17 protein-coding genes are annotated in these 24,861 nt (G+C 45.7%); 3 read left to right on the forward strand and 14 right to left on the reverse strand.

Translation table 11 applies throughout. From position 1 onward, the window contains the following. Window positions 1-54: 54 nt before the first annotated feature. Window positions 55-891 (forward strand): alpha/beta hydrolase, encoded by an 837-nt coding sequence (locus QUA23_RS03595; RefSeq protein ID WP_333073266.1) that lies wholly within the window; start codon window positions 55-57, stop codon window positions 889-891. Window positions 892-1,020: 129 nt separating this feature from the next. On the opposite strand, the gene QUA23_RS03600 is transcribed toward QUA23_RS03595, so the two are convergent. The 5 genes from QUA23_RS03600 to carA form a co-directional block, all read right to left on the reverse strand. Then, window positions 1,021-1,299: a DUF1816 domain-containing protein gene (locus QUA23_RS03600; protein WP_333073268.1), complete on the reverse strand. Its 279-nt coding sequence runs from the start codon at window positions 1,297-1,299 to the stop codon at window positions 1,021-1,023. Window positions 1,300-1,595: 296 nt separating this feature from the next. Next, entirely contained in the window at window positions 1,596-2,975 is a 1,380-nt protein-coding gene (rlmB, locus tag QUA23_RS03605; RefSeq protein WP_333073271.1) for a 23S rRNA (guanosine(2251)-2'-O)-methyltransferase RlmB, read from the reverse strand. Window positions 2,976-3,238: 263 nt separating this feature from the next. Continuing rightward, window positions 3,239-3,685 carry a Mini-ribonuclease 3 gene (locus tag QUA23_RS03610; RefSeq protein ID WP_190662113.1) on the reverse strand — a complete coding sequence of 149 codons (447 nt, stop codon included), beginning with the start codon at window positions 3,683-3,685 and terminating at the stop codon, window positions 3,239-3,241. A 383-nt stretch (window positions 3,686-4,068) separates the two neighbouring features. Next, on the reverse strand, window positions 4,069-4,425 hold the full coding sequence (locus tag QUA23_RS03615; protein WP_015176627.1) for an STAS domain-containing protein: 357 nt from the start codon (window positions 4,423-4,425) through the stop codon (window positions 4,069-4,071). Window positions 4,426-4,577: 152 nt separating this feature from the next. Further along, on the reverse strand, window positions 4,578-5,735 hold the full coding sequence (gene carA / locus QUA23_RS03620) for a glutamine-hydrolyzing carbamoyl-phosphate synthase small subunit (RefSeq protein WP_333058866.1): 1,158 nt from the start codon (window positions 5,733-5,735) through the stop codon (window positions 4,578-4,580). Between the two features lie 303 nt (window positions 5,736-6,038). Here carA and QUA23_RS03625 point away from each other — a divergent pair, with 303 nt between their 5' ends. Further along, window positions 6,039-6,683, forward strand: coding sequence for a retropepsin-like aspartic protease (locus QUA23_RS03625; RefSeq protein WP_333073274.1), 645 nt, complete (start codon window positions 6,039-6,041; stop codon window positions 6,681-6,683). Here the strand turns inward: QUA23_RS03625 and QUA23_RS03630 are convergent. The 3 genes from QUA23_RS03630 to QUA23_RS03640 are packed head-to-tail and all read right to left on the reverse strand — an operon-like array spanning window position 6,680 to window position 8,219. Continuing rightward, on the reverse strand, window positions 6,680-6,874 hold the full coding sequence (locus QUA23_RS03630) for a hypothetical protein (RefSeq protein ID WP_333073275.1): 195 nt from the start codon (window positions 6,872-6,874) through the stop codon (window positions 6,680-6,682). The two genes, QUA23_RS03625 and QUA23_RS03630, sit on opposite strands and share 4 nt — an antisense overlap. Window positions 6,875-6,919: 45 nt before the next feature. Beyond that, window positions 6,920-8,035 (reverse strand): anthranilate phosphoribosyltransferase, encoded by a 1,116-nt coding sequence (gene trpD / locus QUA23_RS03635; protein ID WP_333073276.1) that lies wholly within the window; start codon window positions 8,033-8,035, stop codon window positions 6,920-6,922. A 10-nt stretch (window positions 8,036-8,045) separates the two neighbouring features. Continuing rightward, on the reverse strand, window positions 8,046-8,219 hold the full coding sequence (locus QUA23_RS03640) for a hypothetical protein (RefSeq protein ID WP_333073278.1): 174 nt from the start codon (window positions 8,217-8,219) through the stop codon (window positions 8,046-8,048). A gap of 687 nt (window positions 8,220-8,906) precedes the next feature. On the opposite strand from QUA23_RS03640, the gene QUA23_RS03645 reads away from it, so the two are divergent. Beyond that, the gene (locus tag QUA23_RS03645; protein ID WP_333073280.1) at window positions 8,907-11,900 is read left to right on the forward strand and encodes a PAS domain S-box protein; all 2,994 of its coding nucleotides are present in this window, start codon (window positions 8,907-8,909) and stop codon (window positions 11,898-11,900) included. A gap of 247 nt (window positions 11,901-12,147) precedes the next feature. On the opposite strand, the gene QUA23_RS03650 is transcribed toward QUA23_RS03645, so the two are convergent. The 6 genes from QUA23_RS03650 to QUA23_RS03675 all read right to left on the reverse strand — a co-directional run bounded on the left by QUA23_RS03650 (window position 12,148) and on the right by QUA23_RS03675 (window position 23,934). Next, window positions 12,148-13,917 carry an adenylate/guanylate cyclase domain-containing protein gene (locus QUA23_RS03650; RefSeq protein ID WP_333073282.1) on the reverse strand — a complete coding sequence of 590 codons (1,770 nt, stop codon included), beginning with the start codon at window positions 13,915-13,917 and terminating at the stop codon, window positions 12,148-12,150. After that, complete coding sequence (locus QUA23_RS03655; protein WP_333073283.1) at window positions 13,914-14,309, reverse strand: response regulator; 396 nt, start codon at window positions 14,307-14,309, stop codon at window positions 13,914-13,916. The genes QUA23_RS03650 and QUA23_RS03655 overlap by 4 nt, the downstream gene beginning before the upstream one ends. 336 nt (window positions 14,310-14,645) lie before the next feature. Then, window positions 14,646-20,123, reverse strand: a complete 5,478-nt coding sequence (locus QUA23_RS03660) for an AAA family ATPase (protein WP_333073286.1) — start codon at window positions 20,121-20,123, stop codon at window positions 14,646-14,648. 256 nt (window positions 20,124-20,379) lie between these two features. Next, a complete protein-coding gene (locus tag QUA23_RS03665) occupies window positions 20,380-21,063 on the reverse strand; it encodes a ribonuclease HII (RefSeq protein WP_333073289.1) in 684 nt (227 codons plus the stop codon). A 1-nt stretch (window position 21,064) separates the two neighbouring features. After that, the gene (locus QUA23_RS03670; protein ID WP_333073290.1) at window positions 21,065-23,395 is read right to left on the reverse strand and encodes an Rne/Rng family ribonuclease; all 2,331 of its coding nucleotides are present in this window, start codon (window positions 23,393-23,395) and stop codon (window positions 21,065-21,067) included. 410 nt (window positions 23,396-23,805) lie between these two features. Further along, the gene (locus QUA23_RS03675; RefSeq protein WP_333073291.1) at window positions 23,806-23,934 is read right to left on the reverse strand and encodes a hypothetical protein; all 129 of its coding nucleotides are present in this window, start codon (window positions 23,932-23,934) and stop codon (window positions 23,806-23,808) included. Between the last annotated feature and the right edge of the window lie 927 nt (window positions 23,935-24,861).

Below are 24,861 nucleotides of genomic sequence, written 5' to 3' on the forward strand. Positions count from 1 at the left end.
GCTGGAATATACAATTTATAGCGGGGGACAACGCACCGCCCAAACAGTTAAAAAATGCCGCATCAAAAACTCAGTGTTTCCGTCAAAGGCAAAGGGTTTCCGATTCTCTGCTTGCACGGCCATCCAGGTTCCGGCGATTGTATGTCGGTATTCACAGAACACCTATCAAAACGCTTCCAAACGATCGCCCCTGACTTGCGCGGATACGGCAACAGCCGCACCTCAACTTTCTTTGAAATGACCGATCATCTGGTCGATTTAGAAGCACTATTAGACAGATTAGGAGTCGATCGGTGTTTGGTAATCGGATGGTCTTTGGGAGGGATTTTAGCGCTGGAATTAGCCATGAAATATCCCCAGCGAGTCACCGGTTTGATTCTCCTTGCATCGGCAGCCAAACCGCGAGGAAGTCACCCTCCCATCTCTTGGCAAGATAACCTTTACACAGGTTTAGCCGGAATTATCAATTGGGCGATACCCGGTTGGCAGTGGAATATTGATACTTTTGCTAGGCGATCGCTCTTTCGCTACTTGATACAGCAGCATAACGCCACCCCTTACCGCTACTTAGCACAGGCAGGTACCCCCGCCTACCTTAAGACTTCCCACACGGCCACCAAGGCGTTAAATACCGCTCTGAGGGCTGGATACGATCGACTGATCCACCTGGGCGACATTCAATGTCCCAGCTTGGTGTTGGCAGGAGAGGGCGATCGGCACATCACCTCAGCATCCAGTTTAGAAACCGCCCGCCACCTCCACGATTGTCAGTGGCAGTGCTATCCCAATACAGCCCACTTGTTCCCTTGGGAAATTCCCGATCGGGTACTCGCAGACATCGATCGCTGGATTGAAAGTCACCCCGAAGCAGTTGGCAATTGCGAGTGTTGAGTTTTGAGTTTGTCACAAGCAATTTATCACGCAACACTAAAGAGTTTTGAAGTTATAACTCACAACTCAAAACCGCACAGCGTTGCGAGGGAAGCGTAGCCCTCTCAAAACTCAAAATTCCCCCTGCTTCTACTGACCGCTCAAAACCGGCCACAGCCCTCCATCACCAAGCTTTCCCAAATCTTCTGCAACAGTTAAAGTAATTGGTTTGCAGCGGTGAATCGAAACACTAACACCTTCTGCCCCTTCATTTTCTATGTCTTCTACATATCCTGCTTTTGCAGCTTCCGCCTCTCCCTGGGTTAAGAACGGGCCAAAATAGTAAATGCACCGCGGCGCTGAAGTTTTAACTTCAACCCACCAAGCCAATCCGAAAAAGTTGAGCAAGCTAATCAAGAATTCTTTCATCTGCTTTTCTAATGTATTTGACGGTGTTTTCAGGGTGCTGCGAACACGCCTAGGCTTTTGTTATTTACACGTGGCTAACTGCTGCCAAGAACCGATCCAAAACTATTTAAAGGTGATATTTAAATAGATGGATGTCGAATTCCTGTTTGAACCTAGGGGCAAGGCCCCTTCTACTTTCGCCTAAACAAGTAACGACAGTCGATCGGCTATCCTTACTTGTTCAAGGTGTGATGCCACTCCATTCTCGGCGGCATTCACAATAAGCTACTCTGTTGTGCTCTTTTTTTCAACCACCTTTACGATCCGTGTACGTGAAACTTTTTGGGCCCACGCTGGCGGTAAATTTCGTATAAAGCCATCCCCGTTGCTACCGAGACATTAAGGCTAGGAGTATTACCCCTTAAAGGAATTGAAACTAATCCGTCACATCCGCGCTGTATCAAAAGGCTCAAACCGTCAGCTTCACCACCCACCACTAAAACAGTGGGTCCGGAGAACTTGACTGTCTCTATAGATTGACCGACGCCTGCTGCAGTGCCATAAATCCAGAATCCAGCCTCTTTGAGTTCTTCCAGCGCCCGATTAAGATTGACAACCCTCGCCACGGGCAGGCTTTCCAATGCCCCTGCTGCCACTTTTCTTACTGCCGAGGTAATCCCAACAGCCCGCCGCTGCGGAATCACCATGCCCTGAGATCCCAATGCTTCTGCGGTGCGAATGATCGCCCCTAGATTGTGCGGGTCGTTGAGTCCTTCTGCTACCACAATTACTGGATCTTCGCAAGCAGACTTAGCCTTCGCGATCAGTTCGCTCAAATCCAGGTATTCGTAAGCTGATACTTGAGCGGCTACGCCTTGGTGGTTTGCTTTGCGCGTGATGTAGTCGAGGCGCAAATCGTCAACTTCGTCAATGATGCTGCCGTTGGCCTTGGCTTCGGTTAACAAGCTATGAAAGCGGGGATCGTAGCGCAGGTGCGGAACAACCCAGATCCGGTTGAGGACTTGGTTTGTTTCTAAAGCTGCTTGCACCGCATGGCGGCCGTAAATCATGTCGTCTGTGTCTGCGTCTGGTTGCACGACTGTATTTGAGGCACTGTCAACTGGGCGAGTGTCTCTGTCTTTATCTCTGTCTCTGAAATGGTTGCCCCGGAATTCCTGCGGGCTATTGTCTTTGTCTCTGTCTTTGTAATAATTGCCCCTGGATTCCTGGGGGCTGCTGTCTCTGTCTCGGAAATTGTTGCGGGCCGGCTGCGGGCTGCTGTCTCTGTCTCTGTCTCGGAAATTGTTGCGGGCCGGCTGCGGGCTGCTGTCTCTGTCTCTGTCTCGGAAATTGTTGCGTGCCGGCTGCGGGCTGCTATCTCTGTCTCTGTCTTGGTAATAATTGCCCCTCGATTCCTGCGGGCTGCTGTCTCTGTCTTGGAAAGTATTATTTCTGCGAAGGGATGGTTGGCTGTCGGAATCGGCTCTCCGTTTGAAAATTGCTCTCACGGGCATTTCTCGCGATTGCGGGGCGAAGGTCGATCGCTTTTGAGGCGCGTCTACTCCACGAGTGTCGGGACGGGGCTTGCGTTCAAAGCGGGGAGATGATGGTTGTGAGTCCTGACGGCGACCTTCGCTTTTGAATGGCTTGCTGTCGGAATTTGATCGCGAAAAGTTGGGTTTGGTAAATTTTCTCATTGGTTTCTTGTGGTCAAAACGTTTTGGCTGAAGGCTAATCGATTGTAGATTGTAGATGTGAGATTCTTGATTGAGGGAGCAATCTTGGGGCTTTGAGATTTTAGATTGTCTAGCGAGGGAGCAAGGATTTTGCTGTGTTCAAATTGCTAGTTAATAACTGATAAATCCTGTTTTGCCGATCGACATTTTTGCGGTTTTATGTTAGCCGTGCCAGGATGGTTAATTAATCCCTCCCCATGCCCAACTCTTAACAGCTAAATCCTTTAAGTCTCAAGATCTAAAAGTGCCAAAAGTTCGGTCAATCTTTCGGGATCGGTGAGATACAAATATCCGACCAAGGTTTCTAAGCTGCTGGCTTGTTGGTATATCTCTGGATCTGCTCGTTTAGAACGGCCCGCTGCAGCATTGCGGCCGCGCTTGACAATTGCTAATTCTGTACTGTTCAAGTAAGGAGAGAGCGATCGCAAATGACGCGCTTGAGTTTCGGCTCGTACTTGCCCCACCACTAATTCGTGATAAGCTTGCAATCTTTTGGGTGGGACTAAGTACGAACTCCGAACGTAGAGTTCGTACACTGCATCTCCCAAATATGCCCAGGCTGCGGGCGAAATTCTTTCTATTTCTGCTGGTGTAGCCCTCGCAGGATGCACTCGATTTAAACTGATATCCGTCAGACTCAGTTTGAGTCCGTCATCTGCGATCGGCGACATACTTTTTTAAATAAAACTTCCGCACAGCTTGGTTTTTCTAGTCACTTACTTATTGCGTCTTTCGCTACTTCAGCAATTATAGCTTTCCCAGGAGTGTTCGCTGTCAGATCACGAAGCGAGATATATAGGCAAAGCTTGGCGCGACGATGGCACTCCTAAAAAAGGCTTTTTACCAAATCGGGATGCTCTAATTTTTATACCATTTTTCCGCGTTTTTGCCACACATATTTTACTGCCCATCCACCGAAACTCTAAGCATCGGGGAAATAGCGGCTGGCGCGTGTCGCAGCTTCTGGGACAATTGGTATTGTTTTACCAGCACACAAATAAAAATTTGCTATCCAGCGTTGAGAACCGGATAGCTAATTTAATTCACTTTGGCGTCAAGCATCCTTGACGTTTTTTACCGCCTCATCAACCGAAGGCTGCAAAGACAAAAATTTCTCTAAGCGAACCAGTTTAACAGTCTGAGTTACGCGGGGATTTGAGACAATTTGCAATGTCCCTTCCAAGGTTTGGGCTTTTTTGACAAGTTGCACAAGTGCGCCCAAGCCTGAACTATCCACAAAGTCTATCTGAGACAAGTCCAAAATTACGTGTTTTGGGCCCTCGTCAATACATTTGCTTATTACCTTCCGAAAAGTGGCCTCAGAAAAAGCGTCCAGCAGGCCCGTCAGGCGAAATAACTGACAGTTATTCCTGACTTCGCGAGTGCCTCTGAGGCTAACGGTCAGGGTCAATGACTCAGGAATGACACCCTCCTAGCTAGATATGGCTTAAAGTCGAGGCTTCATTATAGGAGTTTTTTGGTCTTTTGTCTACAGTTTTTTTTGTCAGTGGTTTTTAGTTTCTTGGAGGCAGCAGTCATTAACGGTTGACTGCTGACTGCGGACTATTTACTGCTGGCTACTTTCTGATTGTCTCGCATTGACTGCACGAATCGATCGAACAAATAGTCAGCGTCGTGCGGACCCGGACTGGCTTCTGGGTGGTACTGCACTGAGAACAGTGGCAGAGTTTTATGCTTCAATCCTGCTACGGTGCGATCGTTCAAATTGAGATGAGTAATTTCTACTTCGGGGGCTAGGGAATCGGGGTCGATCGCAAAACCGTGATTTTGGCTAGTAATTTCTACTTGCTCAGTTAAACCCGCTGGATGATTCAATCCCCGATGGCCGAACTTAAGTTTAAAAGTTTCTGCACCCAAGGAAAGTCCCAAAATCTGGTGTCCCATGCAGATGCCGAATACGGGTTTGTCCGACTTTAACAAAGCTTTCGCAGTCGCGATCCCTTCCGTTACCGCCGCCGGATCTCCGGGGCCGTTGGACAGAAAAATGCCGTCCGGGTTGTATTTGAGGATTTCCTCCGGCGACGTGTCAGCGGGGACAACGATGACCCGACACCCGTAACTCGCCAGACGCCGCAGGATGTTGCGCTTGATCCCAAAGTCTAGCGCTACCACCGTCCACATTTTGCCGTTAGCAGGTTTAACTGTAGGACTGAACTCCCAAACCGAGTCCGTGGCTTCAGACCACTCGTAAACCTCGCGAGTGGTGACTTCCTGGACTAGATTCAGCCCGTCCATGCTGGGGGCGTCCTGTACTAGCTCCAAAAGCTCTGCTTGGTCGAGAATCGTGGTCGAAATGCCACCGTTGATCGCTCCCACCGTGCGAATTTTGCGAGTGAGGGCGCGGGTGTCTATCCCGTAAATGCCGGGGATATCGTACTGTTTCAGGTAGTCTTGCAGAGATTGCGAGCAGCGCCAGTTGCTGGGGCGGCTGCATACGTTCCGGGCGATCGCACCTCGAATTTGTGGGCGCGAGGATTCTTCGTCTTCGAGATTTACCCCGGTATTGCCCAATTCTGGATAAGTAAAAGTTACAATTTGACCGCAATAGCTGGGATCGGTCAATACTTCTTGGTAGCCCGTCATTCCCGTATTAAATACTACCTCGCCAACGACGGTGGCGTCAGCGCCAAACGACCAGCCGCGGTAAGCAGTACCGTCAGCCAGGACTAGGAGAGCGGGTTGTGCAGTTGAAAGTGACATGGCATCCTTAATTACTTTCGTTTGGTTTCATTCTTACCACTGCCAGGGATTTGATGCTAGTCGGCAATGTACAGATATTATTTTAATTTGTGCAAGGGTTCGGAAAACCAAGGCACTTATGCCGGAGGCAGAAGCAAGAGGTAATCAAAAAGCTGCAACAAGTGCAAATTTTCCATCTCCCCCCGCGCCAGCAATTTATCTGCCAGCAGCTTAGGTGGCGGGCGGAAATTCTCTATCTATACCAAATCTATACCAAAAGGCAGTTGTCGCTGTTACGATCGAGCTACAGCGTTTAACCAAACTATGGCTAGTAAATCTCCCTTGCCTTTACTCTCAAACTTATACAAGCATCTACTGAACTCTCAAAAACTGTGCAAACCGTTACTGGTTGTAACAACTGTTATTTCTCTGAGCAGTTCAATTTTAGTAGGGACTGTTGCCAACTCCTCGCGAGCAGTGGCTCAAGAAAGTGAGGGATGCTTCATGCGGAGCTCGTCAGGCCGAACCGTCAACCTCAGCCAATCAGTCTGCGGTTTTCTCCCCAAAGAATTGACTCCCAGCACTTCGGCGGCTGCAAAGTCGGGAGTGTTTCAGGCAAAAATCAAACGCCGAGAGGCTAATATCCCGGTCATAGAAGTCACGTTTAACGGCAAACAAAAGTTCGAGATGATGGTAGATTCTGGAGCTAGTGGCACAGTAATTACACCAGCAATGGCTAAAGCCTTGGGCGTTGTTCTCCAGGGAACAGTGCAAGCACAAACTCCGAACGGAGTGGCTACTTTTCCCCTCGGTCGCTTGACTTCTATGGAAGCTGGGGGTCTGGCCGTTAACAATGTAGTTGTCGCAGTCTCGCCATCCCTAGATATCGGACTGTTGGGTCACGACTTTTTTGGTAATAAAGATGTGACTATTAAGCAAGATGTCATTGAATTTCGATCGCGCTCTTAAGAAAAACGAAGAAGTCCGAGGGAAGAAGTAAAGAAAAATTGAAAATTCAATAATTTTTCTTGTTGGTTAGTTAAAACAAAAAATTCCTTCTTCCTTCTTCCTTCTTCCTTCTTCCTTCTTCCTTCTTCCTTCTTCCTTCTTCCATCCGTTACATCCGTTGCAAAATCCGTTGCCGAACTTCCTTCTTCCATCCGTTACATCCGTTGCAAAATCCGTTGCCGAACTTCCTTCTTCCTTCATTTCAAAAACTCAATCAACTGCTGCAACTTCAACCAAGATTCGCCGCTCCATAAAATATCCTTAGCCATAGAAACTCCTGCTGCGTGAGAACCCATAGGAATTGCACCTCCCACCTGAAAAGCCAAAGACGCATTCAAAGCTACAACATCCATTTGTGCGGGCGTACCTTTGCCTTGCAAAACGTTCCGCAAAATCTCGGCGTTTTCCTCAACATTTCCGCCTTTTAACGAGCCGATCGCACTTGGTGTCAATCCTACCTTTTGGGGGTCTAAAGTAGTCAGTTCGACTTTGCCATCAGACAAAACCGCCAAATCAGTCACATCACCCAACCCCGCCTCGTCCAATTTTTCTCTGCCGTGAACGACTACAGCTAATTCAGTTCCCAACTCGCCCAAAGCTTGAGCAATAGTTGATACCAGACTAGGATCGAACACCCCGATTACCTGCCCTGTAGGGCGCATAGGATTGACAAGGGGCCCTAATAGGTTAAAAATAGTCCGCACCTTCAAAGTGCGCCGGAGCGACGCTACAGCCTTAAGTGCGGGATGCCACCCAGGCGCAAATAAAAAGGTGATGCCTACTTCGTCTACCGCAGCTTTTACCTTCGCGGCATCGGCGTTGAGGTTGACTCCCAGTGCTTCCAACACGTCAGCAGAACCCACTTTGCTTGATGCGGAGCGATTTCCGTGTTTCGCGACTCGAACTTTGCCGGCGGCGGCCACAAAAGCTACAGCAGTGGAAATGTTAAACGTAGAAGCGCCGTCGCCGCCGGTGCCGCAAGTATCAATTAATTTGAGATTGGAGATTGAGGATTTGGGATTTAAAACGCTCTCCGATTCGCCTGCAAGCGACTGATAATGCAATACCTGAGCCATTCCTGCCAATTCTGGGGCAGAGATGCCTTTGGCTTGGATGGCCGCTAAAATTGCTCCTGAGAGGACGGGGGGAATAGCTTCTGCTAGCCATCCCTGCATCAAGTCGGCTGCTTGGGCGCGTGAGAGAGATTGTCTGTCTAATAGTTGTTGCAGGAGGGCTGGCCACACAGGAGAATCCGCCGTCTGGGTTGAAGCTGGGGATAACTCTGGCGTTGCTAGGAGAGGAGAATCTGTCATTTATTAGTTTTTAGTCAAATTTAGCTCGATCGAGCTTTGCGGCCAAACCGAGAATCGATCGGGATTTTACCAGACTTGCCGACCACATTTTGCGCGATCGGACCCAGATTTTTGCCCAAATGCCAACACCGCTACAGAAAATTTCCCCCCACAGCAGCAGAATATGAATTTTTTGATACAACAATTACCCTATTGTTGTGCCAACTTTACATAGAAACTCCATATCGTACAACTGCCAGCAGTCTGCTGTATTATCTATCAGCAATAATACTTAAGAGTAAGTCAGAGCAGCCAAAGACCGATAAAAGTTTCCGACAGGAGTTGTGGAGAGCAAAAATTTTAGACATTAGGAGAACCCCAGATTCATCTGTGGAGTCAATTCTTTAATCTAAAATCTAAGATCTAAAATCGATTGACAGCAAGGACAGCGAGCGTTTAGCTCTTGTATGCGGGTTAGTTGCCTCGGAGAAGAGTCGATCGTACTCTCACCCAAATCCTAAAAATAGGCTGTTGCGGTTGTAGAAGTCGCTGCCTTTAATTGTAACAACATCCTTGCTACTAACTTATTTCAGGGTATTCAACTGCTAATATATTCAGAGAGATTTCCAGGAGCGGGTTTTGCTCGAACACCCGCACCGCAAGCCGATCAATATGCCAATGCGAGCGTGACAGCCACTCAAGCCTCAACTAAATACCGGAGCAGCTAAACTTTCTGCAGCAACTACTAACAACTAACACCCCAGTAGGACAGATGAATAAACACACTCGTCTCCGGCTGCGACACACCATCTTTTAGCCTAACTAATGGCTCAAATTTAACAGGCGGTAGACCAAAATATTCAACTCACACACAAGAGCAGGGTATTGACAAGTGGGAAATCAAAAATTAGGAAATAAAGCGATAGAATGCCTGAATGTCGCGGAGGCACTGCACCAAATGGAAGCAAAATATTATAGTATGTTTGAAAATGCTGTGTCGGGTATTTTTCAAACAACCCAGTCCGGTCGCTACATCAGCGCTAATCCAGCTTTGGCTCGCATCTACGGATACAATTCCGCTGCCGAACTGATGACCTGTCTGACTGATATTAGCGATCAGCTTTACGTCAATCCCGATCGCCGCGATCAGTTTGTTTCTGCTTTGCAAGAACAGGGCATCGTATCCGATTTTGAGTCGCAGATTTATCGGCGGGACGGAACAATAATTTGGATTGCTGAGAATGCGCGGGCTGTCTGCGATGAAGCAGGGAAATTGCTCTACTACGAAGGTTTTGTAGAAGATATCACCCAGCGCAAGCAAGCAGAATCTGCACTTCGAGAAAGCGAAGAACGACTGCGCTTAATAATCGAAGGCGTTAAGGATTATGCTATATTTATGTTAGATCCTGATGGGTATGTAGCTAGCTGGAATTCTGGTGCCGAACGCATTTTGGGATACAGAGCTCATGAGATAGTAGGCAATAATTCGGAGTGTTTTTTCACTAAAGAAGATCTTGAAATCGGCAAGCACAAAGAAAAATTAATCCGGGCGGTGGCAGAAGGTCGATACGAAAATGAAGGCTGGCGGCTTCGCAAAGACGGATCGCGATTTTGGGCGAATATTATTGTTACTCCTTTGCGCGATGAAAGGGGAAAGTTGCAAGGCTTTTCTCAAGTAATGCAGGATATTACTGAACAAAAGCGGGCGGCTGAAGAAAAGATGCAGTTGATTGCTTCTTTGCAGGCATCGGAAAAAAAGTTTCGCACTTTGTACGAATCGACGACTGATGCGGTAATGCTGTTAGACGAAGAGGGTTTTTTGGATTGCAATCCGGCGACTTTAAAGTTATTTGGATGCAGCACTGAGTCGGAGTTTTGCGGCAAGCATCCTTCGGAGTTCAGCCCGCCGTTGCAACCGGACGGACAAGATTCTATGAGTCTTTCTCAAGAGCGAATTAATACGGCTCTGCGATCGGGAAATTGCCGTTTTGACTGGAGGCACTGCCGTTTGGATGGTTCTGAGTTTCCTGCGGAAGTGCTGCTAACTTCTATGGATATCGGCGGCAAAATAGGGCTGCAAGGCGTGGTGCGCGATATCACTTATCGGGTGCAGGCTGAGGAGGCCCTGAAGCAGGCTAATGAGGTATTGGAATGCCGGGTTAAAGAGCGGACAAGTCAGTTGGAAGAGGCTATTAAAAAGTTGAGATTGTCGGAAGAAAAGTTTTCTAAGGCTTTTCGGTCGAGTCCAGATCCGATGATTATTACTACTTTTGCTGAGGGTCGTTTTATTGAAGTTAATGATAGTTTTCTGTCGATGACTGGTTACGATTTAGAAGAAACGCTCTGGAATACAGTACCGGGGTTAAATATTTGGGTAAGACCTGAAGACCGACTTAATTTTAGGCGAAGTTTGCACGAACAAGGTGTTGTTCGCAATCAGGAATGCGAGTTTCGGATGAAGTCGGGATCGGTGGTGGTGTGTTTGCTGTCAGCAGAGTTGATTAATTTGGACGGCGAACTCTGTATGCTGGCGGTGATGACGGATATTACCGATCGCAAACACGCCGAAGAAGCCCTACGGGAAAGCCAGCGGGCCCTGGCGACGCTAATGAGCAATTTGCCGGGGATGGCCTACCGTTTTCGCAACGATGCCGATCGCAGTATGGAGTTTGTCAGCGAAGGTTGCTATCAGTTAGCCGGCTATTCTCCTGAAGAATTTATCGGCACTCGGCAAATTTCTCTCTCGGAACTGACTCACCCGGACGATCGCGATAATTTGTGGAATGCCGTACAAGTTGCGTTGCAAGAAAATCGACCTTATCAGCTAAATTACCGAATTACTTCTAAAAATGGCGAATTAAAATGGGTTTGGGAGCAAGGTTTGGGAGTGTTTTCCGACTCCGGAGAATTGATAGCTTTGGAAGGCTTAATTACTGATATTTCCGAGCAGAAACGCAGTGAAGAAGCTTTGCGGCGATCGCAAACCGAGTTAACCCAACAAAAACTTCAACTCGAAAATACTTTGCACGAATTGCAGCAAACTCAAGCTCAATTGATTCACACTGAGAAAATGTCTACTCTGGGTCAAATGGTAGCCGGTGTTGCTCACGAAATTAACAATCCCGTTAGCAGCGTTTGCGGCAATCTCGTCCACGTTGGTCACTACACAGAAGATTTGCTGAATTTGCTCGATATGTACCAGCAGCACTGCCCGCAGCCACCTGCAGCAATTCAAAATAAAATTAAGGATATCGAATTAGAGTTTCTGTTAGAAGATTTGCCGAAAGCGATGTCTTCGATGCAGGTTGGGGCCGATCGCATTCGGGAAATCGTGCGATCGCTCAGAAATTTCTCCCGCAAAGATGATTCTCAAATGAGCAAAGTTAACCTGCACGAAGGGATTGAAGGAACGTTGCTGATTCTGCAAAGTCGCCTGAAAGCCAGAGGCAACTATCCCGAAATTGCGGTAATTAAGGACTATGGAAATTTGCCTTTGGTTGAGTGTTATGCCGGCAAAATCAATCAGGTATTTATGAATTTGATCGGAAATGCGATCGACGCGATCGAGGAATACAACGAAGGGCGTTCAGTTGCCGAAGTCAAAGCTAACCGCAGCAAGATTAAAATTAGGACAGAAGTCCAAAACTCTAATGCTGTAATTAGGATTTCTGACAACGGCCCCGGTATGCCAGAAGAAGTTTCCCAGCAGTTATTCGAGGCTTTTTTTACCACCAAACCCGCCGACAAAGGCACCGGTTTAGGTTTGTCAATTTCCTACAAAGTTGTCCAAGAACACGGTGGTAAACTTAGTTGCGTGTCTGCACTCGGCCACGGAGCCGAGTTTATCATAGAATTGCCGATCGAACAACCGATCGAACAATCCTAAAGTGCGATCGGGGCGATCGGATCGAGATAACGAGTCGGGTTTTGTAGTGAGGACTAAAGTCCTCATAAGACTCGATCGGACTAAAGCGGTAAGGTGCGGTATGCATCGATCCCTACATAAAGAAATTTTGCGTAAGTTATGTATCGCTGAAACCCTAGTTTTTATTGCTTCTTCCTTCTTCCTTCTTCCTTCTTCCTTCTTCCTTCCATCCGAAGAAAGCGAATTCGTTGCCCAACTTCCTTCTTCCTTAATTACACATTTCCCAATAAATTCGAGCCACCTTATCCCCCGGATTTTGCCGCAAACAATCCGCAAAAAGTGCCGAAGCTTCCCTAAAACTCTTCATATTGTACAAAGACAAAGCCTCAGTAAATAGTTCTATAGTCCCTAACTTCCCCGCTTTAACTTCCGGCAAATCTGCATCAAAAACTTCATAAACAGTCACCCATTCAGACTTACCCTTAACCTGAACTTTATCAATTACCCGAATCGCATAATCACCCGGATTCCTCAAGCGATCGAATGTCTGCTGAGTAATTAACAGCGACACCCCATAATTTTTCGTCAAACTTTCAATCCGAGAAGCTAAATTAACCGCATCACTAATCACAGTACCGTCCATCCGGCTTTTTCCCCCTACTATACCCAGAATCAAAGAACCAGTATTGATTCCCACCCCAATCTCAACTGGCACATAACCCAGAGAAGCGCGATCTCGATTGTACTCAGCAAGAGTATGCAGCATGGCAATTCCCGCTTTCAAAGCATCATCCGCCCCCTCGCTAAACAAAGCCATAATTGCATCACCAATATATTTATCAATAAACCCTTTATTTTCCACAATCAGCGGTTCCATTCGACTCAGATAAGAATTTATAAATTTGAAGTTTTCTGTCGGTGTCATTTGTTCCGATAGAGTAGTGAAATTGCGGATGTCAGAAAACAAAACCGACATTTCCAACTCCACCGCTTCTCCCAATTTAATATCAACAATACTGTCACATCCCAAAAAAGCTAAAAACTCCTTGGGTACAAAGCGACTTGTCGCCTCCGCAATTTCTAATTCTGCATCCAGTGAAAGTTCCAAATTGCAATTGACCTCAAAGAGATCCTCAATAAACTTTTTGCGCTCTGCCTCAGCTTCTTTGCGTTCCGTGATATCTTGAAGAGTGTTGATAGCATAAACAATATTTCCTTGTTGATCGTAGATGGGAGTAGCGAATATTTCTAGGGGAATAATCTTGTCGCCTTGATGAACTTCTGCATCGTCAGCAGTAGCACTTTCCCCCTTCAACGCGCGTACGCTGGGCAAATTCTCCGTAGGATACTTTTGATTTGTACCTGCTTGATAGAGTTGATAAACCTCTGACAATTGCTGGGAACTGGTATCCGGCACAACTCCTTTACCAAATATCTCTTTTGCTTTCCGATTGATGTAGTAAGGTTGGCCGTCCGCATCCAGCACACCCACACCAATCGGCATGGCTTCCAAAAACTGTGTCAACCGATTTTCATTTTCGTGTAGTTTAGCAATGAGTACGGTTTGCTGGCTGTTTAACTCGGCTAACTCCTGATTTATTTGCTGAAGTTGAGCATTTTGTTGTGTGAGTTGTTTATCTTGAATATAACTATTTAGCGCTTCTCTAACCGTCAATTTCAAGTCTTCAGCTTGCCAAGGTTTGGTAATATAACGATATAATTTTGCCGAGTTGATAGCATTGGCTATCGCCCCAATATCTGCTTGTCCTGTCAGCATAATTTTTATAGTTTTAGGCGAAATTAGATGAGCCTGTTTTAACAGCTCATCTCCCTTCATATCAGGCATAATGTGGTCGGAAATAATTAAAAGAATTTCATCCCCATCCTCTAGCAATTCTTCAATTAACTCTAATGCCTCTTGCCCACCTTCAGCAATTTCGATTATATAATCATTGCCAACAGCCTCTTGCAACTCTGCTTTGAGGCTCCTGAGTACAGTTTTCTCATCATCAACACAGATAATTACCTGTTGGCTCATAGTTTAGATAAACCAGATTTAATAGTTTCTAGCAAATCGGATTCCAACCAAGGTTTAGATAAGCAAGAATGGAGATTAGCCTGTTTTTTTGCTCGCTCAATTGCTACTTCATCCGCTTGACCAGTCAGCAGGATTTTAATAACATTGGGGTATTCCTTGTGAATGCGAATTAGTAGCTCATCTCCCTTAATACCGGGCATTAACCAATCCGAAATAATCAGAATAACGTGGGCTTGTTCGTCAGAAAGTTCGCTGATTACATCTAAAGCCTCCTGAGCATCTTCAGCTCCTTCATAGGTGTAGGCATTTCCAAACTCTTCTGCTAGCTGCGTCCTGAGACTGTCTAATACCATTCTCTCATCGTCAACGCACAAAATAACTGGTTTAGACATCTATTTTTTCTCCTTTTTAATTGTTATTAGTAGCAAAAGTAGTAAAGTGTATTAGTAAACCTCATCTTATCTTAAGTTGTCACAAGTCAACGGCTCGCCAAATCCTCTTCCCCTGCCCAGTAGTCGAAACCAAGCAATTTATCTGTGTAGCAGCTTAGCTGAGCATAACGCATGGTACTGCTGTTTTACATCCGTTTCCTGTTGAATCGGAGTTAGGGGCCTCAAAACGCTTTAACTTTGGAAATACTCCCAATGGGGTAGATTGCAGCTTAGGCGGAACCAAGCAAAATCCGACCTACTTACTACTTTATATCGTTTCCGATCGCATTGACCTGCTTATAGACTGCTCATGGGTAGGAAAACATTAAATGTAGTTTTGCCAGGAATTGATTCCACTTCAATTTTTCCCTGATGCTTGTCAACAATCTTCTTCACAATATCTAGTCCCAATCCGCTGCCTTCTCCTGCGGGCTTAGTAGTAAAAAACGGGTCAAATATTTTCCCTTTTATCTCTTCTGGTATCCCTTTGCCGCTGTCGCTAATGCTAATTTTAGCCTGGGCATCCTGAGCCGTTAACTCAATTGTTAGCGTGCCTCGATAATCCATTGCTTGCAAAGCATTGTGAATTAAATTCGTCCAAACTTGATTTAGCTCGTCTGGATAGCACAGTATCGGTGGGATGTCGGCATAGTTTTTGATAACCTCAACTCCCTGTTTGAGTAGATTTTGATACAGGGTTAAGATTGTTTCAATACCTTCTGTAATACTGGCTGCTGTTTTTTCGCCCGAATGTTCGTAGCGGGCATAAGTTTTTAAGGCAAAAACTACTTTTGAGGCTCTGTCTGTGGCTGTGTTGATAGTAGCGAGGCCTCTTTTTAATTCGGAAAGTTTGTAAGCGATTTCCAAGAGATGTAAACTATCGGATCTTTGCAACAAAGGGACAAAGGCATCTATTTCATTATAAACGCCCATGCTCACTAAGCGATCGGCTACGGTATCGGCACTATAAATCTCTAATTCTTCCAGTTGGCTTCTCAAAGCTCTCTTCAATTTGCGTTCTTCTTTGGTTGATAAGCTTGCTTCTTGTTGGAGCGATCGCTGAAGTAAACTCAAGAAATTATGCGCTTCTTCTGGGGAAAGAGATTGAAAAAGTGCGGGCAACTGTTCTAGAGTTTGATTTAAGAACTTAGAAACATTTCCTCCAGAGGAGCGAATCGCGCCCAGGGGAGTGTTAACTTCGTGGGCAACTCCGGCCACAAGTTGTCCTAAAGCTGCCATCTTTTCTGATTGAATCAATCCTTCTTGGGTGGCTTCGAGATTGCTTAATGCTTGTGATAATTCTTGAGTGCGTTCTTCGACTTTTGCTTCTAAGTTGGCATAGAGTTGGGCATTTTCGAGCGAGATGGCAGCTTGCGAGGACAAGACTTTTAACAGCGATACTCTGTCGGGAGTAAATGCACCTGCTACTAAGTTATTTTCTAGGTAAATTATTGAAATAAGGTTATTTTGTTTGAGCAGAGGAACGCAGATAAGTGATTTAGTTTTATGGGCTTTTATATAAGTGTCATTAGTAAATTTACCTTCACTACTAGCATCATTTAAAACAACATCTTTATGAGTGCGACTTACATAATTAATCACTGATAATGACAGTAAATTACTGCTTTCAAATGGGATTGACTGCAATAAATTTATGGTGTCGCAATCAACGGCACCGGATGCTTCAATTAGTAGTTTTCCCTGAGATTCTAACAACAAGTATCCCACTTGGGCGCCCGCATTCTCAATCATCATTGTCATCAATTTTCGGAGTAATTGCTCTAGCACAATTTCACCAGCAATGGCTTGAGAAGCTTTGATAACTGTCGCTAAATCTAAAGCTGTACTCGCTCCTGTGGTAGTGTGAGCATTGGGGACGATAGGGCCTGTGTTGTTACCAAAAATCGCCCCAGATTTTGCCTGTAATTGTGGATATCTTACTTCTAAATCCTCAACTTTTGCCTTAGCTTGCCAGCGAGTATAGCCGTAGTGCGCTCCTTTGAGATAGGTTTGGGCAATCTCCTCCATACCGCTTACCAGATAAAATTCCGCTGCTAACTCATAGGCTAAAGCTTCATCTTGAATATATCCGTTGTCTCTTGCTCCTTGAATCGATCGCTCGTAAAGTTTTGCTGCTTGCCAATTATCTCCTAATACTCGCGCTTTTTCTGCTTCTACTAAGTCGTATTTATGCTGGAAATTGAACGGGGCAAGCTCTGCCCATTGCTTCATTTGCTTTTGGTTTGATTCGACTCCCTCCAAGTTTTCCATGAGATCGGGAGAATACTGAGCGAGCAGGGCAAGAGAATAGTAGAAGTTATGGAGAGCAACATACATAAATCCCATGAGAGAATCTATGTATTCTGCGGCTGCGATCGCATTCTTCACCGCATCAGCATAGTTTTTGAATAAATAAGCGAGATTTAGTTTGGCTACGTAAACAAGACTAAGCAGCGTGCGGTTCTTCGTGGCTAGCAAACGGGGAATTATTTCCTCCTCGTTAAAGCTTTTGCCCAGCAAGCGAGATGGGGTGGCTGTTGTTTCCAAAAGATTTAAAGTAACTTGCCGCCAGATATTAGTCTGGTAAAGAGTATATTCCTGTTTGAGCTTCCATAATTGTTCGCAGGATTGCTGCATTTTTGAGGCAACACATTCTAGTCCTTCTCCAGTCAAAAACATGGTAACACAATAAGCTTTAATACAATAACCTGCGTACTCATTATCTCCTGTTTCAAGTCCGCTTTTATTTCCCTCTAATAGTAGAGGAAGACTGCTTTTTGCGGGAGCTTTCCAGTGTTTAACTAAAGAACAAAATAAGTTATAAATTTTAGCTTTTAGCTCTATAGCATGATATATATTTACTAACTTTAGTGCCAATTCTCCGGCGTGATATCCAGTTTCTATTTTGCCTTTTCCAGAACAGATAACGGCATACGCAGCATAAGCATAAGCAGCCAAAGCTGAATAGCCTTTTTGAATTGTCAGGTTAACCATTGTCAAAATAATTAATACTAAAACTCCGGGTTTCGCAAATAAAGCTGACGGACAAATCGACATCAAAATTCGCATGGCTCCTAGTTGAGCAGCGTCAGTCATTTCCGGCACGCTTTCTAAGTCCATCAGTGTTGGCAGCTCTATGTTATTATCTTCCCCTGTCGAGAGAGAAATTTCTAGTAATTTCAATGCTTCTAAACCAGTTTCTATTGCTTTAAGTGGCTGATTTTGAGCGGTATAAATTTGCACTTTAAGTTCGTAAGCTTTTACCCTGCCTAGCTGATTTATTGCTCGTTCCAAGATAACGTCAGCTAATTTTTCTGCCCTGTCAAAGTTGGTGTTTAAATATTTAGCCTCTACCATTTCTTGATAGAGATTGAGGGTTAATTCATACTGCGTTTGCCAACTATCTTCGGTTAAGAGGCTTAATCCTGTATTCAAATATTCAACCGCAGCACTGTAAGCCGTCGCTGCTTTGGCTTTCTGGCCGGCTATCAAATTGAGTTTGGCAATTTCGTTTCGCTCTTGTTGATGGGTTAGTAGGGGCTGTACGGCCCTGATTAACCCTACCCCGATATTGAGATGATCGACAATTTCAAATATTTTTTTTGAGCGTGTTTCGGGCGAACTGTTCTTTAGCAACAGGCGACCAATTTGTAAATGAATGGCTTGTTTTTCAGATTCGTCAATCAAAGAATAAGTTGCTTGTTGGATGCGATCGTGTCCAAACTTATAGTGGTGAATTAAAAGTTGACTATCTAATTCTGAGATAGTAAAAATTAACTCAGCATGAATGGCTTTTTTCAGAGCATAGAAAATTTCAGCGGGGGAGCGATCGCAAATAATTGATAGAGTGTTTAAGTCAAACTTTGCACCTATACACGCTGCAAAACGCAATACCTGTTGAGTAGTGGACGGCAATTTATTGAGTTTACCAACCATTAATTCTACCACATTATCAGTAATTGCTCTCCCCTCAATCTGAACAATATCCCACTGCCAACTGCGCTCATTAAAATCGAAATTTAGGAGATTTTCAGTATATAAGTTTTTCAATAATTCCGTAATAAAGAAAGGATTGCCACTGGTTTTTTTAAGAATTAATCCTGCTAAATCTCTGACTGCATAACGCTCAGATTGCAACGTATCTGCAATCAATTCAGTGATATGTGGTTGGGCTAAAGGTACTAGGGTAATCTGGTTAACAGTAGCTCCCTCAGAGCGGATATCTTCCAAAGTCACCATCAAGCGATGAGTAGAATTGACTTCGTTGTCTCGATAAGCTCCAATCAACAATAGATATTGGGTATCTGCATCCACCATCATCAGTTGGATTAATTTTAGGGTGGCAGAATCGGCCCATTGCAAATCGTCCAGAAAAATGACTAAAGGATGCTTTTCTGAACAAAATACGCGAATGAAATTGCCGAAGATAAGATTAAAGCGATTTTGCGATTCATTTGCACCTAATGCAGACAATGCCGGCTGTTGGCCTACAATCAATTCAACTTCGGGAATTACATCAATAATAATTTGACCGTTAGCACCAAAAGCAGTTAATAATTTTTCTCGCCATTGATTAAGCTGTTCTTTGCTTTCGGTTAACAGTTGTCGCACTAATCCCGCGAAAGCACTGACAATAGCAGAGTAAGGAATATTTCGCTGAAATTGGTCAAATTTTCCAGCTATAAAATAGCCTCTCGCCTTAGTTATTGGTTTATAAACTTCGGATACCAGTGCTGACTTGCCGATGCCAGAATAACCAGCAACCAGCATTAATTCTTTACGGGATTGCTGGTTATTTTCTTTTTTGCTAATCCGAGAGAAGGCTGCTAGTAAATCTGCAACTTCTGCCTCGCGTCCGTAAAGTTTTTGGGGAATTTGGAACTTGTCGCAAATATCTTGACGACCGAGGGCGAATGATTCAATTTTGCCCTTTGTCTGTAACTGGTTCAAGCATTCTTCTAAATCTGCTTTGATTCCGCCGGCACTTTGATATCGTTCTTCTGCTGTTTTGGCCATCAATTTGAGTGCGATATCAGAAATAATTTGGGGAATTTCTGGATTAACCTGATGCGGCGGTACTGGTTGTTTGGCGATGTGGCAATGTACCAACTCCAAAGCATCGTCAGTGGCAAATGGAAGTTGTCCGGTGAGGAGTTCGTAGAATGTAACGCCCAAAGAGTAAAAGTCGGTTCGATAATCAAGAGAACGGTTCATCCTTCCAGTCTGTTCTGGAGAAATATAGGGTAATGTACCTTCTAAAACATTGGGATTTTTTAGGGTAGGATTTTCGCGGGTGAAGACAGTAGCAATGCCAAAATCGATAATTTTGACTTGCCCGGTTTCTGGGTTGAGCAGGATATTGGCGGGGTTAATGTCTTTGTGGATAATTTGGGCAGCATGAATTCGAGCTAAAATCTCTGCTGTTTGAATAGCGATGCGGAGGAAGTGTTGTAAAGATGAAATATTTGGCGTTTCTATAGGGTTATCATTCAAAATTTTTAAAGAAGTGCCGCCAAAATCTTCAAATATAATGACTAGAGTTCTTTGATACTCTTGTAGGCTATAAACTTTGACAAATCCTTCGATATTGTTGAGATTGCAAGTAATTTCGTATTCCTGCTTGTAGCGGGTAAGTTCAGCAGGATCGGGATAATCTTGATCGAGCATTTTGAAGATAACAGGTTGATTGTCCTGTTCCCGAATGCCTCGATAAACCGTCGAATTTGGGCTTTCGTAAATTCGATCTAGAATCTCGTATCCTTCAATTTTTAACATTTTGGGTAATTTTTAGAATGTTAATTTTTATGTAAAATATGGTAATCTGCACCTTTTTGAACAGTCGCTTTTTTTGAGTGGAATTATTTCTACTTAACCTGAGAGGTTGCACCATTATCAATTACCCTTCTATGGGTGGGCTCTCCTGCCCACCCCACAACAAAATTCACTCTTTGTGGAACAGGCCGAAAAACCTGTTCTTGAGAATGGTGCAACCTCTCACTTTAACCAAACTTGTATTATTGACTACAACTAGCTATCTTCGACAAGGACTAAATGACACTCGGTGAAAAGCCGATCGCCCGCAGCGTTCCAAAGCCAATTTATGTTTTGCTGTTCCATATCCCTTGTTATTTGTCAAGTCATATTCAGGATACTTAACAGCCAAACGTACTATTAATTCATCGCGCCAAACTTTCGCCACAATACTAGCTGCAGCAATCTGAATCGATCGCGCATCACCCTTAATCATCGTCTCTTGCTCGATCGCCAAATTGGGAATCCTTTGATTCCCATCAACCAAACACAAATCCGGCGTCACCTTCAACTTCAAAATCGCCCGTTTCATCGCCAACAAAGAAGCCTGCAAAATATTGAGGCGATCGATCTCCCGCACCGAAGACGCACCAACTTGACAGTCAACCGCCACAGCCCGGATTTTTACGGCTAACCGACTCCGGGCTGCGGCACTCAACTGCTTGCTGTCGCGCACCCCGCAACTTGCTAATTCATCGAGAACTTCGTCGGGCAAAATGCAGGCAGCAGCCACCACCGGCCCGAACAAAGCCCCTCGTCCGACTTCATCCACACCCGCAATTACTAGAGCGTTCGAGGGAGAGGGGGAAAGGGGAAGATGGAAAGATGGGAAGAGAGTAAAAATTTCTACTTCTTCCTTCTTCCCTCTTCCCTCTGACTTCTTCCTTCTTCCCTCTGACTTCATATCACTCATCCACAACGGCTGACGAGCGGCGGCGGCGGCGACGGTTGATAGCAGGCTCCTCTGGCTCGCTGGGTTGGCTGGGTTGGCTGGCTTCTATCGGCTCATGGGATTCGATCGGCTCATTGAGTTCGATCGGCTCATAGGATTCGATCGGTTCATAGGATTCGATCGGCTCATAGGATTCGATCGGTTCATAGGATTCGTCCCTCACATCGCTGGGTTCCTCCATCCGATCAAAATCATCAGTTTCGTCGATCGAACTCTCGCCATAAATTTGGGCATCATCATCATCATCATCATCCTCAGAAAAAGCAGGCTCAACTACCGACCTTTGTGGATAATAATCAGGTTCCTCAACATTCTGTGGAGGCGTCGCCGCTTCAAATTCAAATTCGAGCTGCTCGAAAGGTGGCTTGTTCGGGGCCGCTCCGGGGAGAGTTACCGAAACGATCGCATTCTTAGGATTTTTCACGCTGCGATCGGTAAGCACCAAAGGAGAAACCCCCATCAGAGCATAAACATCCTGCTCCTCCGCCGTCATTTCCACCGAAATCACCTCTGGAGGCTCCACCATCGGCTTCATTAACTCAGACTTAGCCGGACGCACACGCTCGAAATCCTCGCGCCTGCCCACAGTCGCCATATTCACCAGCCCGAAGCCCTCCGAAGCAGCCCGGATGCCGGGGGGTGCCAGATACTCAGAGCGCGTATCCGCGACGGGGGCGCTCGGAGTATTCGGCAGCCGCAACTTGCTGCGTACCGGTTCCTCTTCTGCGGGGAGAGCAAAAGGCTCTTCGCCAATCCGGCGGCGGCGGCGGCGTCTAGTTCCGTTCCCCAAATCCTGATAGCTGGGATGGTTGAGCAAGTCCAAAGATGAGGCGTTGCTGCCAGTCTCAAAATCCAAACTTTCGCTTTGAGGTTCCCAAGCAGCCCGAGCAGGTTCGGGGGGGCGTTCTTCCCGCACTGGGGCAGGAGTTGCAGCCGCCACAGGCGTCAAGCTGCGGCGTTCCAATCCTTCGGGCAAATTCAACAAAACGCGGTTCGACGTAGCAACGGTGCGATCGCTCGATTCCCGCACCGCTGCGGCGAAGTCTTCTTCCCCAGGCAAGTGCACCAGATGACCCAACCCGCTGCAAGTAGGACAACTGTGGCCGAACAACTCGTAAATATTTTGACCTTGGCGCTTGCGAGTCAGTTCTACCAGTCCCAATTCCGACAGTTGAGCGATTTGCGGCCGAGCTTTGTCAGCTTTGAGAGCTTTATTGAAATGTTCCAGCACCTGCAACTGATCGCGGCGGGATTCCATGTCAATAAAGTCAACAATAATCACCCCAGCAATATTGCGTAACCGCAGTTGTCTAGCAATTTCCGTTGCTGCTTCACAATTTGTCCAGAGTACCGTTTCGCGAGCCGTCGCCGATCGAGTAAACGAGCCAGAGTTGACATCGATCACCGTCAGCGCCTCAGTCGGCTCGATAATCACATAACCACCCGAAGGCAAATCAACCCTTGGTCTGAGGGCTTCTCGAATCGCAGCGTTAACGCGGAAAAATTCTAAAATCGAGGCGCGCTCTCGGTGGTGATCGATCAAAACTCCCGCAGGAAGTTTACCGCCATTCCAGCTCATCAACTGCTGCTTCACCCGCTTAATTCCATTTTGCGAGTCCACCACAATCCGATTTACGTCACCGCTGAACATATCTCGCAGCACCCGCTGAATAAAATCGTCATCCCGGTTGAGCAGTGCCGGCGCCCGCGAAGTACCGCCTTCGAGTTGAACGGCTTCCCACTGTTTTTGGAGGACTTCCAAATCTTCCATGATCGCTTCTTCGGTCATCCCTTCAGCCTCGGTGCGTACCAGCAGCCCCATCCCGGCCGGTTTCACCAAAATAGCCAGGGCTCTGAGGCGGTTGCGCTCGGCTTCCGACTTGATCCGCCGCGAGAGATTGACTCCCCTGCCGTAGGGCATCAGTACCAAATAGCGGCCCGGCAGGGTAATGTTGCCTGTCAGCCGGGGGCCTTTGCTGCCCGTCGGTTCTTTCATTACCTGTACCACCACTTTCTGCTGCGGGGTCAGGAGTTCTGTAATTGCTCCTGCCGAGCGTTTAAGGCGCAGCGGGCCGAGGTCTGTGACGTGCATAAACCCGTTACGTTCTGGGTCGCCAATATTGACGAAGGCCGCATCTATCCCAGGGAGTACATTCTCGACAATTCCCAAGTAAATGTCACTGACTTGGTGGCTGCCTGTGGCTACCACAAGTTCTTGGATTTGATCTTCTGAAAAGACGGCAGCAATACGATGCTGCTCTGCTATAACTATCTGCTTTGTCATTCAATTTCCTCAAAAAACTGGCAGCAAGTTAGAGACACTTACGCACAAAAGTGTTTCTGACTTTGACTGTAATTAGTAGTAGCTTGAAGAGTTATGAGCTGTGAGTTGGTGCAGGGAGGAAGGAAATTTAACTGTTGACCGTTCACTGTTAACTGTTAACTGTTGGCTGTTCAGTGTTAACTGTTACAGATAAAGTAGTTAAACCCGCCCGTACAGAGTTATGAGTTATGCTCAGCAGATAAATCTGAGAGATAGAAATAAGGAGGCTTTTATCGAGTTAGCAGCAATATTGAGATTTGAGTTGAGAATTGCGAAATCAATACTCAAAATTCAACACTTACAACTCTTCCTTTGAACTCAGCGAATAAATTCATTGACACCGTACCAATTTCTTAACACACAACTTAACACTACGAACTGATAACTCCGCTTGCGTGGTGGTAGAGGGCTGGTTTTGAGGGAAAGTAGGTAGGAGTGAAAGCGCCTAGACTTTTGTTGAATTCTTGCGCGATCGCACTCAACATACCCCAGCTTGGCATTCGACTGCAACCTCCGCCCCTGCCAACCCTAAAACCTCGTCAGTCTATTTTAGATTTTAGATTTTAGATTTTAGATTTACTCCACAGATTAATCTCGGAGATTGAAATTTAGTCTAAAATCTAAAATTTTGGTTTTCCACGAATTAAGTCGGGGGCTTATTTCCGTTTTTTGACGGGTCAGTCGATTTTAGATTTTAAATTTTAGATTTTAGATTTACTCTACAAATGAATCTCGGAGATTGAATTAGAGTCTAAAATCTAAAATTTTTGGTTCTCCACGAATTAAGTCGGGGGTTATTTCCGTTTTTTGACGGGTCAGTCGATTTTAGATTTTAAATTTTAGATTTTAGATTTACTCCACAGATGAATCTCGGAGATTGAACTAGAGTCTAAAATCTAAAATTTTTGGTTCTTCACGACTTAAGTCGGGGGCTTATCTCCGTTTTTTGACGGGTCAGTCGATTTTAGATTTTAGGTTTTAGATTTACTCCACAGATGAATCTGGGAGCTGGAACTTTAATCTAAAATCTAAAACTTTTGGTTCTCCACGACTTAAGTCGGGGACTTATCTCCGTTTTTTGACCCGTCAAAAATATCTATTGTTGAATACCCGCTCTGCGGTTTGAACCGTGAGATTTTTGAATAAGCCGACCACCGACAACCAGTCGATCGATCGAAATTAATCGCTAAATTTGGTTCAGACCCCGCTCCTGCGGGTTTGGCGCTAGATTAAGCCCGTGAATGTACAACAAAAAGGCTTGAAGTCTTGAACAGAAGCAATTTGCACCCAGCCCGCGTTGCTGGTTGACGAGGGCGGCGAGCGACTAAAGCGCTCGAGCCGCCGCGGCTTCCATAACAAGCGATTATAGCGTGAAACGACACATCCCGATCGAGAGCCGAAGGTGAAATATTCCACCACGGCTTCCC

This window comes from Microcoleus sp. Pol1C5, assembly GCF_036701115.1.
Classification (GTDB): domain Bacteria; phylum Cyanobacteriota; class Cyanobacteriia; order Cyanobacteriales; family Microcoleaceae; genus Microcoleus.

Bases quoted from the DNA above. Each gene is read 5' to 3' on its own strand.
- QUA23_RS03595 (WP_333073266.1), top strand. From the start codon at position 55: ATGCCGCATCAAAAACTCAGTGTTTCCGTCAAAGGCAAAGGGTTTCCG.
- QUA23_RS03600 (WP_333073268.1), bottom strand. From the start codon at position 1,299: ATGAAAGAATTCTTGATTAGCTTGCTCAACTTTTTCGGATTGGCTTGG.
- rlmB (WP_333073271.1), bottom strand. From the start codon at position 2,975: ATGAGAAAATTTACCAAACCCAACTTTTCGCGATCAAATTCCGACAGC.
- QUA23_RS03610 (WP_190662113.1), bottom strand. From the start codon at position 3,685: ATGTCGCCGATCGCAGATGACGGACTCAAACTGAGTCTGACGGATATC.
- carA (WP_333058866.1), bottom strand. From the start codon at position 5,735: ATGTCACTTTCAACTGCACAACCCGCTCTCCTAGTCCTGGCTGACGGT.
- QUA23_RS03625 (WP_333073274.1), top strand. From the start codon at position 6,039: ATGGCTAGTAAATCTCCCTTGCCTTTACTCTCAAACTTATACAAGCAT.
- QUA23_RS03630 (WP_333073275.1), bottom strand. From the start codon at position 6,874: ATGGAAGAAGGAAGTTCGGCAACGGATTTTGCAACGGATGTAACGGAT.
- trpD (WP_333073276.1), bottom strand. From the start codon at position 8,035: ATGACAGATTCTCCTCTCCTAGCAACGCCAGAGTTATCCCCAGCTTCA.
- QUA23_RS03650 (WP_333073282.1), bottom strand. From the start codon at position 13,917: ATGAGCCAACAGGTAATTATCTGTGTTGATGATGAGAAAACTGTACTC.
- QUA23_RS03655 (WP_333073283.1), bottom strand. From the start codon at position 14,309: ATGTCTAAACCAGTTATTTTGTGCGTTGACGATGAGAGAATGGTATTA.
- QUA23_RS03660 (WP_333073286.1), bottom strand. From the start codon at position 20,123: ATGTTAAAAATTGAAGGATACGAGATTCTAGATCGAATTTACGAAAGC.
- QUA23_RS03665 (WP_333073289.1), bottom strand. From the start codon at position 21,063: ATGAAGTCAGAGGGAAGAAGGAAGAAGTCAGAGGGAAGAGGGAAGAAG.
- QUA23_RS03670 (WP_333073290.1), bottom strand. From the start codon at position 23,395: ATGACAAAGCAGATAGTTATAGCAGAGCAGCATCGTATTGCTGCCGTC.
- QUA23_RS03675 (WP_333073291.1), bottom strand. From the start codon at position 23,934: ATGCCAAGCTGGGGTATGTTGAGTGCGATCGCGCAAGAATTCAACAAA.